The sequence below is a fragment of the Pseudomonas sp. genome (assembly GCF_050739995.1).
Taxonomy (GTDB): Bacteria; Pseudomonadota; Gammaproteobacteria; order Pseudomonadales; family Pseudomonadaceae; genus Aquipseudomonas.
This window is the reverse complement of record NZ_JBOICG010000289.1, coordinates 1-16,120: the sequence shown is the minus strand read 5'-3', so window position 1 is coordinate 16,120 and position 16,120 is coordinate 1. Positions and strand designations below refer to the sequence as shown.

Genomic DNA, 16,120 nt, shown 5'->3' with positions numbered 1-16,120 from the left:
GCACCACGTCACGGCTGTCGTCACGGCTTTTCAGTGCAGCGGCATCGCCCTTCTCAGTAACGCCATCGGTGTCCAGGTGCACGTAGGCCAAGTTGGCGAACGGCTCCAGGGCCAGTGGTTGCAGGTTGATGCGGTAAGCCGCTTCGCCAAATACCTGGGTGCTGCTGGCGTCGACCTTGGCTTTCTGTTTGCCGGAAACAGCGCCGTATTGCAGGTCACGCTTCACATCGGCGCGATGCCAGCTGTACGCCGCGCCGCCACTCAGACGCAGGGCGCCGATTTCATGCCCGGCATACGCGCCCAAGTGGTAGCTGTCGACAGAGGCACGGCTGTGGGTGCCGCTGCCCATGTTCAACGAGGTGTCACTGTAGCCGGCGACCACGCCGATACGAGTGGCCTCATCCAGTGCACCATCCACCCCGGCGAGCATGCCGCCGATGGAAGTGGTGTAGCCCGCCGTATCGCTGCGGCTGTCGGTCTTGCCCCATGCGCCCAGCGCCTTGACCCACACGTTGCCACGGCTGTCGAGGGTAGCGCTGGTAGCGCCCATCTCACCGTTGCGCAGACGCTCGCCCACCGCCTCACGGACATAACGGCTGTCGTTGATCAGCGCGCTCTGCAAGGCCGGGTAGATCTCACCGCTCAGTTGCTGGAATGCACCTTGTGCCGAGGCGGCATTCGGCGCCAACAACAGGCTTTCATACACCGCGTTACCCGCGCCCAATTGCTCGGCAGCCGCGGCCACCGCACGTTGGTTGGGGGTCGCGGCGACGCTGGCGAAGCTGTTGGTGCGGGCCACGTCCAACTGCACGCCATTGGCGGCATAGTTCAAGGTGCCACCGATGAACAGATAATTGGGCAATACCGCACCGAAGCTGCCGGTGATACCGCCAGCGGCTTGCAGGATGTTGTACTGGCGGCCAACCAGGCTTTCGGCCTGGGCCACACTCAACAAAGTCGGGCTGTTTTCCAGGGCCAGGGTCACGGTGCCGCCATTCAGCGTGGCCGTGCCACCTGCGACAATGCGGTCGCTGCTGGTCGGCGACAACTCCACCGCGTAGGTCGAACCGGCGTCGAACGTGACATTGCCCGCCACATTCAGGGTACCAATGGAATTACCCGGTGCCACCGTGCCGCCGCTTTTCGCAGCCAGCGAGCCGACATGCCCGGAGCCGCCGACAACGCCGCCCTGGCTGACGGTGACATCGGAGGTGACTGAGCCATTGATCGCCAGCAAGCCCTGGTTGACCAACGTCGGTCCGCTGTAGGTGTTGGTGCCGGTCAGCACCAATGTGCCGATACCCTGTTTGGTCAGGCCGCCGTGGCCCGAGATGTCATTGCTCCACACGTCCCGTCCGCAATGCACGTCGGTGCACAAGCGCTGGGTGGGTTTGCCGGCATCCACTACCGCCCCGACACCCGGTAGATCGGCGACGAACTGCCCGCTGCCGTAAGCCCCGTTGATACGGAACTCAGCCGGAATATCCTCCGCCGTGATGAACATGCCCGGCCCGTTGACCGCCTTGCCCAGGTTGATCATGCCCCAGCCATACAGCGAGTCGATGCCCGGCGCGCCGAGGTCGGTGGCGGTGGTTTTCAGCACGGTGGAGACTTGCTCGCCGCTCATGTACGGGAAGCGCTCCATCAACACCGCCGCCGCACCGGCCACATGGGGCGCGGCCATGGAGGTGCCATTCTTGTTGGCCCAGGTGCTGGTGAGGTTGTCCAGGTTGGTGCCGTTGATGATCGAACTGAAGATCTTGGTGCCGGGTGCCGACACGCAAAAACTGGCCGCATAGCCACAGCGTGACGAGAACGTGCTGATCACATACGGCGTGGTACTGGTGGTGTCCGGATTTTGCTGCAACGCCGCGACCGACAGCCAGTTCGGCGCGATCTCCGGCACAAAGTACGCCAGGCCTGACATCGCATCCGGGTTGTTGCGGTTGTAGTCGTTGCCGGCCGCGAAGATCGTCAGCACGCCGCTGCGAGCCGCATCGATCGCACCTTGATAAGCACCACCGGCCAACGTGCCGAGGATCGGCCGAATGTTGTTGAACTGCGCCTGGGCTTCATTGACGGTGAAATTCGGGTACGCCGGATCGCGGCCGCCCTTGGCGTACTGGTCGCCGATACCGATGCCCCAACTGTTGTTGATGATCCGTGCGCCACTGGCGACCAACCCATCCCAACCGGCCTTGTACACCGCGCCGTCGTTGCCGAGGATGATGCCGTCTTCTGGCCCGGGGTCGCCGTTTTCCGCGCTGAGGATCTGCGCGTTGAACGCCACGCCGTGCATCGGTCCGCCATCGCGGTTGCCGGCGGCAATCCCGCCAACGTGGGTGCCGTGGTTGCCCAACTTGCCGTTGGAGTCCTGGGACGGCGTGCCGTCATAACGGAACGCATCACCGGCCTTTACCGGAATGTAGGGGTCGGTGTATTGGCGGATACCCTCGGTGACTATCGTCACCACTTTGTCTGGGCTGGCGAACTCCGGGTGCTGGGCGTACACCGGCTGGTCGAAGATGCCCAGCTTGACGCCTTTGCCGGTGTAGCCTGCCGCGTAGGCCGTGTCGGCGTGAATAGCCCCCAGGCCCCAGTCGGCCTTGAATTCATTGCTGCGCCAACTGGCGGCGTCGCCCAGCTTGCCGGTTTCCACATAGGGTGCGGCCTGGGCGGTTCCCAAGCTTGCCAGGCAGCACAGCAACGCGCCGTATGGCACGCAGCTCAGAGCCTTGAGCGGGTAGCCCGGGCCTGTGTGAGTGGCGATAGTTCGTTTGTTCACGGTGACCTTCCTTAGTTTTCTTATTGCACTTTTTTGGAAATCAAAATCTCAGCCCGTCACCACCGACCACTGTGGGAGGGGCAAGCCCCCTCCCACCTTTTGATCTATGGTGTGCCTAGAACTGCCAGTTGAGGCTCAAACCCACCCCCTGGGTTTTCTCCCGGCCACCCAATTGGCCGTTGTAATCCAGGTTGACCCGCGTCGATGGGCTCAACGCCAGGCTGGCCTGAACGCCAACCAGCGCCGCATCGCGCAGCAACGGCGAACTGCCCACGGCGAAGGACGGCCCGCCGGCGACAAACGCCAAGTGTTCTTCGGATTCCACCGCCGTGAGGCTGTGCTGCCAGCCCAGCGAGCCCGAGAGTTCGAGCTGCTGGTGATCGTTCAGAGCCAGGGTTTTCAGCGCGCGGACACCCAAGGTACTGAGCACCGCATCACGCTGATCGCTGCCGCGTTCCAGTGCGGCGGCGTCGCCCTTTTCGTGGAACGAGTCACTGTCCAGGTGCACGTAGGCCAGGTTGGCGAAGGGTTCCAGCGCCAACGGTTGCAGGTGAATGCGGTAGGCCGCTTCGGTGAAAAGCTGCGCCGTGCGTGCATCCAGCTTGGTCTTTTGCTTGCCACTGACGGCGCCGTATTGCAGGTCACGTTTCACATCGCCGCGATGCCAGCTGTAGGCACCGCCGACACTCACACGCCAGTCGCCCAGCTCACGCCCGGCATACGCGCCGAGGTGGTAGCTGTCGATGGACGCTGATGAGTGAGTGCCGCTGCCCATGTTCAACGAACTGTCGCTGTAGCCGGCGACCACACCGATGCGGGTCTGCTCATCCAACGCGCCGTCTACACCGGCCAACAGGCCGCCGATGGAGGTGGTCGAGCCCGCCGTTTCGCTGCGGCTGTCGGTCTTGCCCCAGGCGCCGAGGGCCTTGAGCCACAGGTTGCGCTCACCGTTCACTGGCACGTTGCGCAGGCGCTCGCCCACGGCATCGCGCAGTTGCAGGCTGTCGTTGATCAACATCGCGCCGATGGCCGGGTAGATCTCGCCGGACAGCTGCTGCAAGCCTTGTCGGGCCGCAGCGACCGAATCCGAGAGCAACACGCTTTCGTACACCGGGTTACCCGCGCCCAATTGCTCGGCCGCAGCGGCAACATTGCGCTGGTTACGGGTGGCGGCCACGCTGGCGAACGAAGCGTTGTTGCGCCCGACATCCAGCTGCACGCCGTTGGCCGCATAGTCGAGTGTGCCGCCGAGGAACAGGTAGTTGGGCAGCACCTGGCCGAACTGCCCTTGAACGCCGCCCGCTGCCTGCAGGATGTTGTATTGACGGCCGATGAGGCTTTGGACCTGGTTCTGGCTGAGCAATGTGGGACTGTTTTCCAGCGCCAGGGTCACAGTGCCGCCGCCCAATACGGCTTTGCCGCCCGCGACAATGCGGTCGCTGCTGGTGGGTGTCAGCTCCACGGCGTACGTAGAACCCACCCCCAGGTTCACATCCCCCGCCACCTGCAAGGTGCCCACTGAGTTGCCCGGCGCCACGCTGCCGCCGTTGTTCACGGACAATGCCGCGATCCGCCCCGAGCCGCCGAGGGTGCCGCTGTCGTTGACGGTCACCGCCGACGCGAGCGAACCATTGACGGCCAACCAGCCACCGTTGACCGTGGTCGCGCCGCGATAGGTGTTGTCACCGCTGAGCACCAATCGGCCGGCACCGGACTTGATCAGGCTGCCTTCGTACACGCGGTTGGCGGCGGCCTGGTCTCGTGCGGTGCCAATGGCGTAATCGGTCTTGTCCTGTTGGCTGGCATTGGTGGCCACGCCGTTTTGCCAGCCCTTGTCGATCAGGGTTTGTTGCCAGGCGGCGTGCTCGGCACGGTCTTCGGCCTGTCGCTGGATCAGCGCCTGATCCGTGATGCCATTACTCCACACATCGCCTTGTCCGGCCGCGAGGTTCACGTTCATCGCGCCCAGCAGTTGCCCCGGCCCGTGCATCGCCCGGCCCAGGTCCGGCACGCCCCAACCGACGGTGGTATTGGGGGCTTGGGTGATCGAACCATCGAGCTGCGTGGCGGTGGTCAGTAACACCTGCAACGCCTGCTCATTGTTCATGTATGGATAGCGCTCCATCACCAGCGCAAGCGCGCCAGTGGCATGGGGGGCCGACATCGAAGTGCCGGATTTCACGCCGTAGCCGCCGTCGGGGATGGTGCTGTTGATCAGCGCGCCCGGGGTGGAAATGCACCAATATTTGGCGATGCCACACTTGTTGTACTTCTGGTTGTTGGCTTTATCCAGGCCCGACACCGCAAGCCAATGCCCTTCCAGTTCCGGTTGGAAATACGGCAGCGCCGAGCGCACGCTGGCATTCGCATAACCGCTGTTGCCAGCACTGAACACGTTGATGACACCGGCCTTGGCCACGTCTGCTGCTGCATCCAGCCAGGTGCCCTGGTTGTAATGTTGGGCATAGGCGGCGTGCAGGTCACCGAGGGTCTGGTAGCTGACGTCCTTAGGCTGACTGCCCCAACTGTTGTTGATGGCGCGTACCCCGGAATCCACTAGCGCGGTGTACACCGTCTTGAAGTACTTGGGGTCCGGGGTCGGACCGAACAGAAAGCTGTCGTTGGCGTTGGTATTGCCGACGTAGATCTGCGCGTTATAGGCCACGCCATGCATGCCCACACCGTCACGGGCCGCGCCCATGGTGCCGGTGACGTGGGTGCCGTGGGAGTCGTTGTTGGGGTTGAGTGCGCCAGTGGTGCTGAACGGGCTGCCATTGACGTAGGTGCCGGTGGCCGTGACCGGGTGGTAGCGGTCCTTGGAGGCTTCCGGGTGATTGGGGTCGAAGCCCGAGTCCAGGGCACCGATCTTGACGCCACTGCCTGTGATGCCGGCGGCGTAGGCTTCATCAGCCTTCATGCGCCCCAGGCCCCAGTCACTCTGGAACTCGGCGGTACGCCAACTGGCGGGGTCACCCGGTTGGCCGATCTCGGTGTAAGCCGCCTGCGCCGCAACGGACAACAGCAGCAATGAGCCTGCGGTAAAGGGTTTGAAGCGTGGTGAATCGGTGATCATCTAAACCATCCTTATTGTTTTTATAGGTGCTCACTTCACCGGGCCGAAGGCCTCATCGACTTTCGCCAGGTCGGTGTCACGCAAGTTGCCTGCGTAGTAGTGCAATTTGGTCCAGGCCATCAGGTAGTCATAACGCGCCTGGGCCAGGTCGCGACGGGTGCTGTACAACTGCTGCTCGGCGTTCAGTGCATCGAGGTTGACCCGCTCACCGCCGAGGATGCTTTGCTTGGTCGACACCACCAGCGCCTCGGCCGACACCAAGGCCTTTTGATAGGCGCGCAATTTGCTCACCCCCGACAGGCAAGCACTGAACTGACGGCGCAACTCGATCAGGGTTTCGCGGGTCTTGCCTTCCAGCTCGTACTCGGCCTGTTCCATGGCACGGTTGGCCTGGCGGGTGGACGCCGAGACGGCACCACCGGCATACAACGGCAGGCTGAACTCGACGCCGATGGTGTTGGTGTCGTAGCGCTGGTTGTAGGTGTTGCCGCTGTCGGACTCCTGCCGGCGCGAGCTGGCATAGGCGGTAATCTTCGGCAAATGCCCGGCGCGGTTACGCTCCACTTCATAGTGGGCGACCTCGACGGCCTGGCGCTGGGACGCGAGCGTCGGGTTATTGCTGATCGCCAGTTCATGCCAGGTGTCGTAGTTGGCCGGGGTCAAGGTGAAGGCGGCGAAGCTCTGGTTCAGCGGCGCCAGGTCATTGATGTTGACGCTTTGCACGCCGATCAACGCCCCCAGTTCCCGCAGGGACGCGTCCTGCTCATCCAGCGCCTGGATCTCTTCGGCGGTGGCCAGTTCATAACGGGACTCGGCCTCGAGGATGTCGGTGCGGGTGCCCTCGCCTTGCTGGAACAGGTGCTGGTTCTGCTGGAACTGTTGTTCGAAGGCTTTCTTCTTGGCGCGGGCGATGTCGATCTGGTCCTGGGCGAACAACGCCTGGGTGTAATAACTCAGTACCCGCACCAGCAACGCCTGGCTTTTGTCACGAAAGCTCTCATCGGCAAACAGCGCCTGGGCCACGCCCTTGCGGTAGTTGGCATAGGCTTCATAGTCGAACAACGGCTGTTGCAGGCTGAAGGTGGAACCGTAGCTGTTGTAGTTGCGATCATCGCGGTAGCTGCCGCCACGCCCGTCCGGCAGGTGAGCCTCGGAGTTGTTGCGGCCTTTGTTGTAGTTGTAGGACAGCCTCGGCAGCAGCCCGGCGCGGCCGATGGTGCGGTTTTCCAGGCCGGCGTCGCGCTCCTTGATCGAGCCGAGGAATACCGGGTCGTTGCGCAGGGCCTGTTCGTACACATCGAACGGGCCCATGGCCGCCTGGGCACTGCCGCAGGCCAACAGCAAGGTGATGAACACTGACTTCATGCTCATTCCTCGGTCAACGCAGAGCCGGCGCGGTCGAGCAGCGGCTTGAACAGGTAATTGAGCAACGAGCGCTCGCCGGTACGTACGAACATCTCGGCGGGCATGCCCGGCTTGATCACCAGACCGTGGAGTTTTTCCAGCGCGGCGTCGCTGACGCTGGTGCGCAGCACGTAGTACGGCTGGCCAGTCTTTTCATCGAGCATCTGGTCGGCGGAGATCAGGCTGACTTCGCCCGGCACACGTGGGGTGCGGCTCTGGTTGAAGGCGGTGAAGAGGATGTCGACCGGGAGATGGGTACCCACCTTGTCCACCAGATGCACCGGCAAGTGCCCTTCTACCTCCAGGCGCGTATCCTGGGGCACGATTTCCAGCAGGGTTTCGCCTGCACGCACCACGGCGCCTTCCGTATGCACGCCGAGGTTGACCGCAATGCCGTCGGCGGGTGCGTTGATTTCGCTGTGTTGCAGGTCGAAACCCGCCGAAGTCAGTTGCTGCTCCAGGGTCAAGCTGCGCAATTGCGCGTCGGCCAGTTGGCTGCGCACTTCCTTTTGATATTCCTCGCTGTGCTGCTGCAACTTGAGCCGAGACTCGAGGATGCCCTGCTCCACCCGACCGCTCTCCCCAGTGTTTTGCGCCAGGTTCTGTTGGACTTGGGACAGCTGACGCTGATAGTCCATCAGCCGGTTGCGCGGGATATAGCCGTTGTCGGCCAGCGGTTGCAGGTTGCTCAGTTGCTCGCGCAGGGATTGCGCCTGGGCGGTCAGGTCGCTGCGGGCACGGCGCATGCCATCCAACTGCGCAGTAGCGCCTTCAATATTCGCGCGAATCCCCGCCTGTTCACGGGCAAACGCTTCACGGCGACTGCTGAAGAGTTGACGCTGGCCTTCAAGTACCAACGCCAGGGCAGCATCGGGGTTGGCACTCAACTCGGCGGGAAAGCTGACTTTGGCTTGATTATCGCGCTCGCTCTGCCACCGCGCCACGCTCGCCCAGGCCATGCGGTATTGAGCCTGCAGCGACTGCACGTCGGCTTGATGCTGGGTCTGGTCAAGCAAAAACAGCGGCTGGCCCTGTTTCACTTGCTCGCCCTCCTTCACCAGAATCCGGCTGACCACGCCGGGGCTGAGGGTTTGCACGGCTTTGCGCTTGCCCGACACCACCACCGTGCCTTGCACCGGAATACCTTGGTCCAGCGGGGCCAGGCTGGCCCATAGGAAAAAACCGCCAGCACCGACAATCGTCAGCCACCAGCCCATTTTCACGAAGAATCCGGCGTCGCGCTCTTTAAAACGGGGTTCAAAGGTCATACTGCTCATGCGCCTGGGTTCCTTCCGGCTTGATACTGACGGCTAAGGCTCACACCGGCCTTTTCCCGTGGTGCTTCCTGCTGGCCCGACAAGGCGCGCAGCACTTCCTGGCTAGGCCCGAACGCCTGCAACCGTCCTTCGTTAAGCACCGCCAATTTGTCGGCCTGGGCCAACGCTGAAGAGCGGTGCGTCACCAGCACGACGCTGGAGCCCTGGGCTTTCATCTGCACGATGGCACTGGCGAGGGCCGCTTCGCCGACGGTGTCGAGATTGGAGTTGGGTTCATCCAGCACAATCAAGCGCGGTGCGCCGTACAGTGCACGGGCCAGGGCCACCCGTTGCTTCTGGCCGCCGGACAGACCGCCGCCGTTGTCGCCCAACAAGGTGTCGTAACCCTGGGGCAAGCGCAGGATCAGCTCGTGCACCCCGGCTTGTTGCGCGGCCTTCACCACCAGTTCCGGGTCGGCATCGCGAAAACGCGCGATGTTATCGGCGATGCTGCCGCTGAACAGTTCGATGTCCTGGGGCAAATAGCCGATATGCGGGCCGAGGTCATCGCGGTCCCAGCGGTGAATGTCGGCGCCGTCGAGGCGCACGGTGCCGGAAAGGGTCGGCCACACACCGACCAGCACGCGGGCCAGGGTGGATTTACCCGAGCCCGACGCGCCGAGCACGCCCAGCACTTCGCCGGCACCCAGGTTGAAGCTGACTTGATGCAGGGTCGCCAGACGTCGCCCCGGCGGGCCTGCGCTGACCTGCTCGAAACTCACCTGACCTTGGGGCGCCGGCAATGCCATCTGTTCGACTTCCGGAGGAAACTCGCGCAGCAGGTCATCAAGGCGCTGGTAGGCCAGCTTGGCCGAACTCCACTGCTTCCACACGGCAATCAGTTGGTCGATAGGGCTGAGCACGCGCCCCATGAGAATGGAACCGGCGATCATCATGCCGGCGGTCATATCACCCTTGATCACCAGGAAAGCGCCCAACCCCAACACCAGGGATTGCAGGCACAGGCGCAATGATTTGCTCAACGAGGTGATCACCGAACCGGTGTCGCTGGCCTTGTTCTGATAGCCGAGAAATTGCGAATGCACGGCGAACCAGCGCTTGCGCAAGGCACCGAGCATGCCCATGGCCTGGATCGTCTCGGCGTTGTGCAAATGGCTGGTGGCCAACTGGGTCGACTGCTGGGAAAAGGCGCCCGCCTCACCCAAAGGCTTCTTGGTCAGGTATTCATTCAGGCAGGCCAGCGCGATCAAGATCACCGCGCCCGCTGTCGCCAATACGCCCAGCCATACGTTGAACAGGAAAATCACGAACAGGTAGATGGGAAACCACGGCGCATCGAAAAACGCGAACAGCGCAGGCCCGGTGATGAATTGGCGGATCACCGTCAAGTCGCCCAGGGACTGCCCGGCATGCCCTTGGCCGCGCTGCAGGTTGCGCTCGAAAGCCGCCTTGTAGACGCGCAAGTTGAAACGCCGCTCCAACTGGCTGCCGATACGGATCACGATAAAACTGCGCACGACTTCCAGGGTGCCGATAAAGGCAAAGAAGCCCACGACCATCAGCGTCAACATCACCAGGGTGGTTTCATTCTGGGAGGACAGCACGCGGTCATACACTTGCAGCATGTAAATCGACGGCACCAGCATCAACAGGTTAATCAATGCGGTGAAACAGCCGATGCTGATCAAAATACTCTTGTATTCACCCAGCGCCCTGAATAAGGGCGCAACCGCATGGGACTTCGCCATATCTTCTGATCTTCCCTGAAGCGAATTACGCGCAATAGTTGCCCGAGCCCCTGAACAAGGGACGGCCAACTATAAAAATCTAGTTATATGCTTATAACTGTTAACTAAGGTGTTCGTTGCAATACAACTTCCGAACCTGACGGTGTTCGCCCTTTATATTCACCTTCTTTCTGGCGATTCAAATGGGTGATGCCGGTGCCTTCGGCATTCATCAGCCAGATTCCGTCCGGCGTCGGTGACCACGTCAGGGGCTTATCACCCAGCCATTGCTCAACACAGGCCACATCGCCCGCCAGGGCATTGGCCTGTTCCAGCAGGTCCAGCGCACAGACCTGATCCTGTTGCTTCAACTCCCAATGCCCGGCCAACTGGGCGGTAGTGGGTAACACGAGACTGCTCGCCATTGCTTGGGCTCCTGCCGATACGAACAACACCTGCGAAGCACAGGCGATCAAATGGGAAAAACGCGGCATCAGTTGCTCCATCATAGAGCGCGGCGCCGGGGCGCCGCGCGCTTTACATCAAGCCACGATGTCGGTGACAGCTGCCTGGCCAACGGTGGTGACGAGGAAATCCGCCACGCCGTGCCCGGAGAAGTCCACTGCCAACGTACCCAGGTTGGTACCCGAGGCGTAGGTCAGTACAGCATCGCCGGCATGGCCGGTGAACGCATTGACGAAGCTCAAGCCTGCACCTTTGGTAATGCCGGTGAGGTCGATCTTGTCGGAACCGGAGGTGAAGTCAAAGATCTTGTCCGCCGCCCCTGGCTTGGAGTCGGAGCTGGCACCGTACACGAAGGTGTCGTTGCCGGCGCCGCCCCACAGTTGGTCCGCACCGCCACCGCCGTAGATGATGTCGTTGCCGGCACCGCCCTTGATGATGTTGGCTGCACTGTTACCAATGATCAGGTCGTTGCCTGAACCGCCAAAAGCATTCTCGACGGTGACGCCCTTGGCGATGGACACGTTGCCCACTAGGCCGCCAACGTCGGAGAACGAGGCTTCATTGAGGTTGATCTTCTGGTTCTGGGTAAAACCGGAGAAGTCCAGGGTGTCATTGCCACCACCGTCCCATACCGAGAACACCAGCTTGTCGGCATTGGAAGTGGCGCTGTAGAAATCACGCCCGGTGTTGGAGTTGAACCCGTAGGTGGTGTCGCCGGCGCGGGTAGCGTAGTTAGCGCCGTAGAGCTTCTGGATCGCGGCGATGTCGTCGATCAGCGGGCCGGACGAGTAGGCTTCTACCCCGCCTTTGCTGAAGTTCTGGTTGGTGTTGCTCTCGCTCCAGTAACTCATGACGCTGTAGCCACGCGTGTCCTGTCCATAGGTCGCGTCGTTATAGGTCGGGTTGCCATTCCCGGCGTTGTAGTCGCCAGGGTGAGCCAGGCCCAGGGTGTGGCCGATTTCGTGGGTCAGGGTCTGCCGGCCATAGTTGTTCAGGTCCGGAGTCTTGTTCGGCGTATAGCTGTTGTTGGTCAGGTACCACGAAGTGCCGTCGTAGCCTGCGCCGGTGCCGGGCAGGTAAGCGAAGGCAGCTGCGCCGTCCTGGCCACTGCTGTAGTTGCCGAACGTCATATGTGCATCACCACCGGAGGCCTTTTCGGTAAAGGTCACGTTGGCGACATCCGACCAGGATTGCATGGCCAGTGCGGCCTGTGCTTTCTGCTGGGCGTTGAATTGGCTGAACCCGGAGATACCATGTTTGTTCATGGTGGACTGGGTGGCCGAGGTGAGGAAGGTGTAGGTCAGATCGATCTTGCCGTTGCCATCAAAGTCCCTGTACGCGGCACCATCCCGCAGCAGCTGGGTGGCTGCCTGGTCCACGGTGTAGGACGGTTTGCCATTGACTGTGAGGTTACCGCCACGGTCGTACAGATGGCTGAAGCTATCGATCTGCGAATACGCGGTGCTGGTTTGCGCTGCAGAAACAATAGCTTTGTCTTTTACTTTTGACATAAACGTACTTCCTTGTTTGCAAGTGCATCAGTCTTTGTTCGATAGGAACCTCGCGGGCGAGATCGTCCTATCACTCGCCTCTTTTGAAGGCGTATCGAAACTGACACAACTTGAAATCTTTCGTCTACAAATATTTCCGCACTGAAAATGTGACGTAGATTCAACTTGAGGAAGTGGCATCCAGCATTTATTGGGGGCTATTGGCGTTGCGCGGCAATTCGTCGCCGACTGTTATTTAAATATTAAATAGAGGTAAAGCCGCTCAAGTTGAACGGCTTACTTGATTAATGGATCCAATATATTGACACGGTGTCATAAGCAACATTAAAGAGCCACTATTTGCACTATTAAAGTGCGTTGTCCCCGATTACCGGGACACACTCCAGCCAGACTTATTCAATGCGCTAATTAGCACCTCACCGGCAAGTCCCGGCACCGTGACGCCCTCCTCGGTGCTCATGTCCTCACCGGCCAACAGAGCGTTGATAATCGCCTCCTCCACGGCTTCTGCCGCTGCGCTGAACAGCGGCGAAATATGATCGTTATTCACCATGTTCAGGGGGGTGCTCAGGGGCAAGTCTTTGCGTCCGTAATCGGCCGCGGGAATATCCTGGTTACCGGTGGCGAAGGCCAGGAACAGGTCGCCGCTGGAATCTTCGGTGCCGCCACCGGTGCGGGCGATACCGATGGAGGCGCGCTGCGCCAGACGCTGGCATTGATGTGGCAGCAGCGGCGCGTCGGTAGCGATGATCACTACAATCGAGCCCATGCCGGGCGTACCGCGCTCGGCAAACGGCGAAGGAATCTCCATCAGATGGCGCCCCACTGGGTAGCCATCCACGCGTAACTCCTGGCGCTTGCCGTGGTTGGCCTGCACCAGCACACCGACGGTCCAGCCGCCCTGCTCCGTCGGCAAGCGCCGCGATGCGGTGCCGATGCCGCCCTTGAACTCGTGGCAGATCATCCCGGTGCCACCGCCCACCGCGCCCTCCTGCACGGGGCCGGATTCGGCAGCGCTCAACGCGTCGCGCACATGTTCGGGTTTCACGTGCTGACCCCAGATATCGTTGAGCAGGCCGTCATAGGTTTCCATCACCACCGGCATGCACCAATACACGGCCGGGTCCGCCAGGCGTTCGCGCTCCAGGGCGATCAGGGTGTCGCGCACAATGCCGATGCTGTGGGTATTGGTGATGGCCAACGGCGTGGTCAGCAGCCCCGCTTCGCTGATCCACTCAAGGCCCGTGGCATCACCGTTGCCGTTGAGCACGTGATAGCCAGCGAAGCAGGGTTGATGACGCGCCTCCCCGGCCCGCGGCTGGATCACACTGACGCCGGTGCGCACCTGCTTGCCGTCGATGCGGGTCTTGAGCGTGGTGTGGCCGACCCGGACGCCCGGAACATCGGTGATGGCATTCAATTCGCCGGGCGTGCCCAGCCCCAACGTGATGCCCAATTGACGTGCACGCATAACCACTCCTTACAATTTCTGGAACGCCGGACTCAACCGGCCACTGATGCAATACAGAATCACCGACGTAGCAAGCAGGCCGATGATGATCATGATGTCCCGCACTGACGCTGCATAGATCAACGTCACCAGCAGATAACCCGCGCCCAGCACGGCCAACAGCGCTGGCAGCGGCCACAACGGCATGCGGTAAGGGTGCTCGCGATCACGCAGCAATACCCGGCTCATCAGCGCACTCAACGCCACCACCAGGTACACCAGCATGATCAGCAATACGCTGAACGAGGTGAGATCGGCCAGGTTGGAACTGAAGCTCAACAACGCCGAGGGCACGGCCAGGAACAGCGTCGCCAGCCAGGGTGAGTCCCAGCGCGGGTGAATGCGGGTGAACAATTTGTTGATGGTGGGTGTCCACAGTGCATCGCGGCCACTGCTGAACACCACGCGGCCGATCTGGATGACGATGGCCACAATGGCATTGAACACCGAGAGGAAGATGCCTGCGCTGACCAGACGTGACAGGGTTTCATTGCCGTGACTGGTCAACAGATAACCGATGGGGTCCGGGCTGCTGATCATCGCACTCAGCGACGGCGCGCCGATCAGCAACGCGGTGATCGGCACCAGCTCAATCACCACCACCAGCCCCAGCGACCACAACACCGCTTTGTGTACGCCTTTGCCGCCGCACTTCATGTCTTCGGCCAGGAGCACAGCCGGGCCGTAGCCATTGAACGAAAACAGGCCAATACCGACCGCGCCGATCACCAAGGCCCAGGGTGCCAGATGGAGCATGCCGTTTTCGACGATCTGCGGCTGAAACAGCACACTGGCCGGCTGCACCGGGTTGCCAAAGCCGATAAACACGATCACCAACAATGCCGCTACTTCCAGCAGCAGGCAGGTGCCGGTGATCCAGGCATTGAGCTTGATATTGAGAATGCCCAGGGCGTAGCTGCACACCACGATCACCAGGGCCACGGTTTGCGAATCGAATTTCGTGCCCAAGGCGTTATTGAGATACGTCGCGGCCCCCGTTGCCAGCACCGGTGGGATAAACAGCAACATCACCAGCACGGTCAAAAACGTCGCATAACCAGCCATGCCGCCGAAAACGCGCTTGGCATAGACATATTCACCGCCAGCACTGTTGTGGGCGCGGCCGAGTTCGGCGTAACAGAAGGCGAACATCAGCGCGAGCAAAGCGGCCATCACAAAGGCGAGGAACACACCGCTGCCAGCCTGCTGGATGGCAAAGGGCGCGATGACAAACACGGAACTGGCCGGCGTGACCGCCGAAACGGTGATGGCCACCACATCGAAGACGCTCAAGGTGGGCTTGAGAACGCCATCTGGCGCGGGAGAAGCACTCATATCGTTATCCTCTGTCGTTGTTTTTGGTGTGAGGCAGAAACGAAAAATCTGATGGATTGCGGGATATGTTTCCCGCTGAATGATCCCGAAGGTATCGGCTAGGATCGTGCCAGCCAATTCCCCTATTGGCGTACTCCCCTTGACGCCCCCTGACAAAAGCCGAACCCTTGGCCGATCTTTTGTTCGGCGGGAGCCTGTTACATGAGCCTATTCAGGGAAATCGGCATGCATGCGGGGCTGGGGCGCACCGTCTCACAGATCGGCACCGAGCGGTTCTGGAAACAGCTGGTGCTGTTGCTGCATCAGTGCCTGCCCTTCGATAACGCCCTGGCGATCTTCTACCCACTGGAAGGCCCGCCCCAGGCGCTGGAGGAGTACGACGCCCAGCCCAGCAGCAAACCGGCGTCGATGCTGGTGTACCTCAATGGCTTGTATTTGCTCGACCCGTTTTTCCAGGCGTGCCGCGAAGGGTATGCCAGCGGCGTGTACCGCCTGGAAGAAGTGGCGCCGGACCATTTTCGCCAGAGTGAGTACTTCCTCAACTACTTCCACGACAACGTCTTGGAAGATGAGATGCAATTCATCCTGCAACTGCCGGGCGCGGGCACGCTGTCGTTGTCCCTGGGCATGCAACGGCGGTTCAGTTTCGATGAAAGCGGGTTGATGACCACGCTGGCGGCATGGGTGCTGCCGTTGATGCAGCAACATTGGCAACAAAGCACCGAACGAGCCCCGGCGATGGACAGCCAGATCCGGGATGCGCTGAGCCATTTCGGCAGCGGTGTGCTGTCGGAGCGCGAGTTGGAAGTCGCCCGCCTGGTGTTGCGCGGGTTCTCATCCAAGGCCATGGCCGAGCGCCTGAAGATCTCGCCGGATACCGTGAAGGTGCACCGGCGACATCTGTACGCGAAGCTGGATATCTCGTCACAACCGGAGCTGTTTTCGTTGTTTATCCAGTCGTTGGGGCATGATCTGGAGAACCCCTGACACTGGATCTTGCTCAGTCTAAATGTGGGAGCTGGCTTGCCTGCGA

The 16,120-nt window shown here is 61.3% G+C and carries 10 protein-coding genes; 1 reads left to right on the top strand and 9 read right to left on the bottom strand.

The window, feature by feature from the left end; all coding sequences use genetic code 11:
* The 9 genes from ACRESD_RS09900 to ACRESD_RS09860 form a co-directional block, all read right to left on the bottom strand.
* The coding region (locus ACRESD_RS09900) for an autotransporter domain-containing protein (RefSeq protein ID WP_431750752.1) at positions 1-2,785 on the bottom strand (2,785 nt) is incomplete at its 3' end.
* Positions 2,786-2,900: 115 nt separating this feature from the next.
* On the bottom strand, positions 2,901-5,858 hold the full coding sequence (locus tag ACRESD_RS09895; RefSeq protein ID WP_431750751.1) for an autotransporter domain-containing protein: 2,958 nt from the start codon (positions 5,856-5,858) through the stop codon (positions 2,901-2,903).
* A gap of 30 nt (positions 5,859-5,888) precedes the next feature.
* Positions 5,889-7,223 carry a TolC family outer membrane protein gene (locus ACRESD_RS09890; RefSeq protein ID WP_431750750.1) on the bottom strand — a complete coding sequence of 445 codons (1,335 nt, stop codon included), beginning with the start codon at positions 7,221-7,223 and terminating at the stop codon, positions 5,889-5,891.
* A 2-nt stretch (positions 7,224-7,225) separates the two neighbouring features.
* On the bottom strand, positions 7,226-8,539 hold the full coding sequence (locus ACRESD_RS09885; protein ID WP_431750749.1) for an HlyD family type I secretion periplasmic adaptor subunit: 1,314 nt from the start codon (positions 8,537-8,539) through the stop codon (positions 7,226-7,228).
* Entirely contained in the window at positions 8,536-10,287 is a 1,752-nt protein-coding gene (locus ACRESD_RS09880) for a type I secretion system permease/ATPase (protein WP_431750748.1), read from the bottom strand. Before ACRESD_RS09880 ends, ACRESD_RS09885 begins: the two co-directional genes overlap by 4 nt.
* A gap of 104 nt (positions 10,288-10,391) precedes the next feature.
* Positions 10,392-10,760: a protease inhibitor Inh/omp19 family protein gene (locus ACRESD_RS09875; protein ID WP_431750747.1), complete on the bottom strand. Its 369-nt coding sequence runs from the start codon at positions 10,758-10,760 to the stop codon at positions 10,392-10,394.
* Positions 10,761-10,808: 48 nt separating this feature from the next.
* The gene (locus ACRESD_RS09870) at positions 10,809-12,242 is read right to left on the bottom strand and encodes a serralysin family metalloprotease (RefSeq protein ID WP_431750746.1); all 1,434 of its coding nucleotides are present in this window, start codon (positions 12,240-12,242) and stop codon (positions 10,809-10,811) included.
* Positions 12,243-12,609: 367 nt separating this feature from the next.
* Positions 12,610-13,713, bottom strand: a complete 1,104-nt coding sequence (locus ACRESD_RS09865) for a P1 family peptidase (protein WP_431750745.1) — start codon at positions 13,711-13,713, stop codon at positions 12,610-12,612.
* Positions 13,714-13,722: 9 nt separating this feature from the next.
* Positions 13,723-15,087, bottom strand: a complete 1,365-nt coding sequence (locus ACRESD_RS09860; RefSeq protein ID WP_431750744.1) for an APC family permease — start codon at positions 15,085-15,087, stop codon at positions 13,723-13,725.
* 201 nt (positions 15,088-15,288) lie between these two features.
* On the opposite strand from ACRESD_RS09860, the gene ACRESD_RS09855 reads away from it, so the two are divergent.
* Positions 15,289-16,074 carry a response regulator transcription factor gene (locus ACRESD_RS09855; RefSeq protein WP_431750743.1) on the top strand — a complete coding sequence of 262 codons (786 nt, stop codon included), beginning with the start codon at positions 15,289-15,291 and terminating at the stop codon, positions 16,072-16,074.
* Positions 16,075-16,120 lie beyond the last annotated feature (46 nt).

What these genes read in the sequence shown, in the direction of transcription:
- ACRESD_RS09895 (WP_431750751.1), bottom strand. Translation starts at nt 5,858, where the DNA reads ATGATCACCGATTCACCACGCTTCAAACCCTTTACCGCAGGCTCATTG.
- ACRESD_RS09890 (WP_431750750.1), bottom strand. Translation starts at nt 7,223, where the DNA reads ATGAAGTCAGTGTTCATCACCTTGCTGTTGGCCTGCGGCAGTGCCCAG.
- ACRESD_RS09885 (WP_431750749.1), bottom strand. Translation starts at nt 8,539, where the DNA reads ATGAGCAGTATGACCTTTGAACCCCGTTTTAAAGAGCGCGACGCCGGA.
- ACRESD_RS09880 (WP_431750748.1), bottom strand. Translation starts at nt 10,287, where the DNA reads ATGGCGAAGTCCCATGCGGTTGCGCCCTTATTCAGGGCGCTGGGTGAA.
- ACRESD_RS09875 (WP_431750747.1), bottom strand. Translation starts at nt 10,760, where the DNA reads ATGCCGCGTTTTTCCCATTTGATCGCCTGTGCTTCGCAGGTGTTGTTC.
- ACRESD_RS09870 (WP_431750746.1), bottom strand. Translation starts at nt 12,242, where the DNA reads ATGTCAAAAGTAAAAGACAAAGCTATTGTTTCTGCAGCGCAAACCAGC.
- ACRESD_RS09865 (WP_431750745.1), bottom strand. Translation starts at nt 13,713, where the DNA reads ATGCGTGCACGTCAATTGGGCATCACGTTGGGGCTGGGCACGCCCGGC.
- ACRESD_RS09860 (WP_431750744.1), bottom strand. Translation starts at nt 15,087, where the DNA reads ATGAGTGCTTCTCCCGCGCCAGATGGCGTTCTCAAGCCCACCTTGAGC.
- ACRESD_RS09855 (WP_431750743.1), top strand. Translation starts at nt 15,289, where the DNA reads ATGAGCCTATTCAGGGAAATCGGCATGCATGCGGGGCTGGGGCGCACC.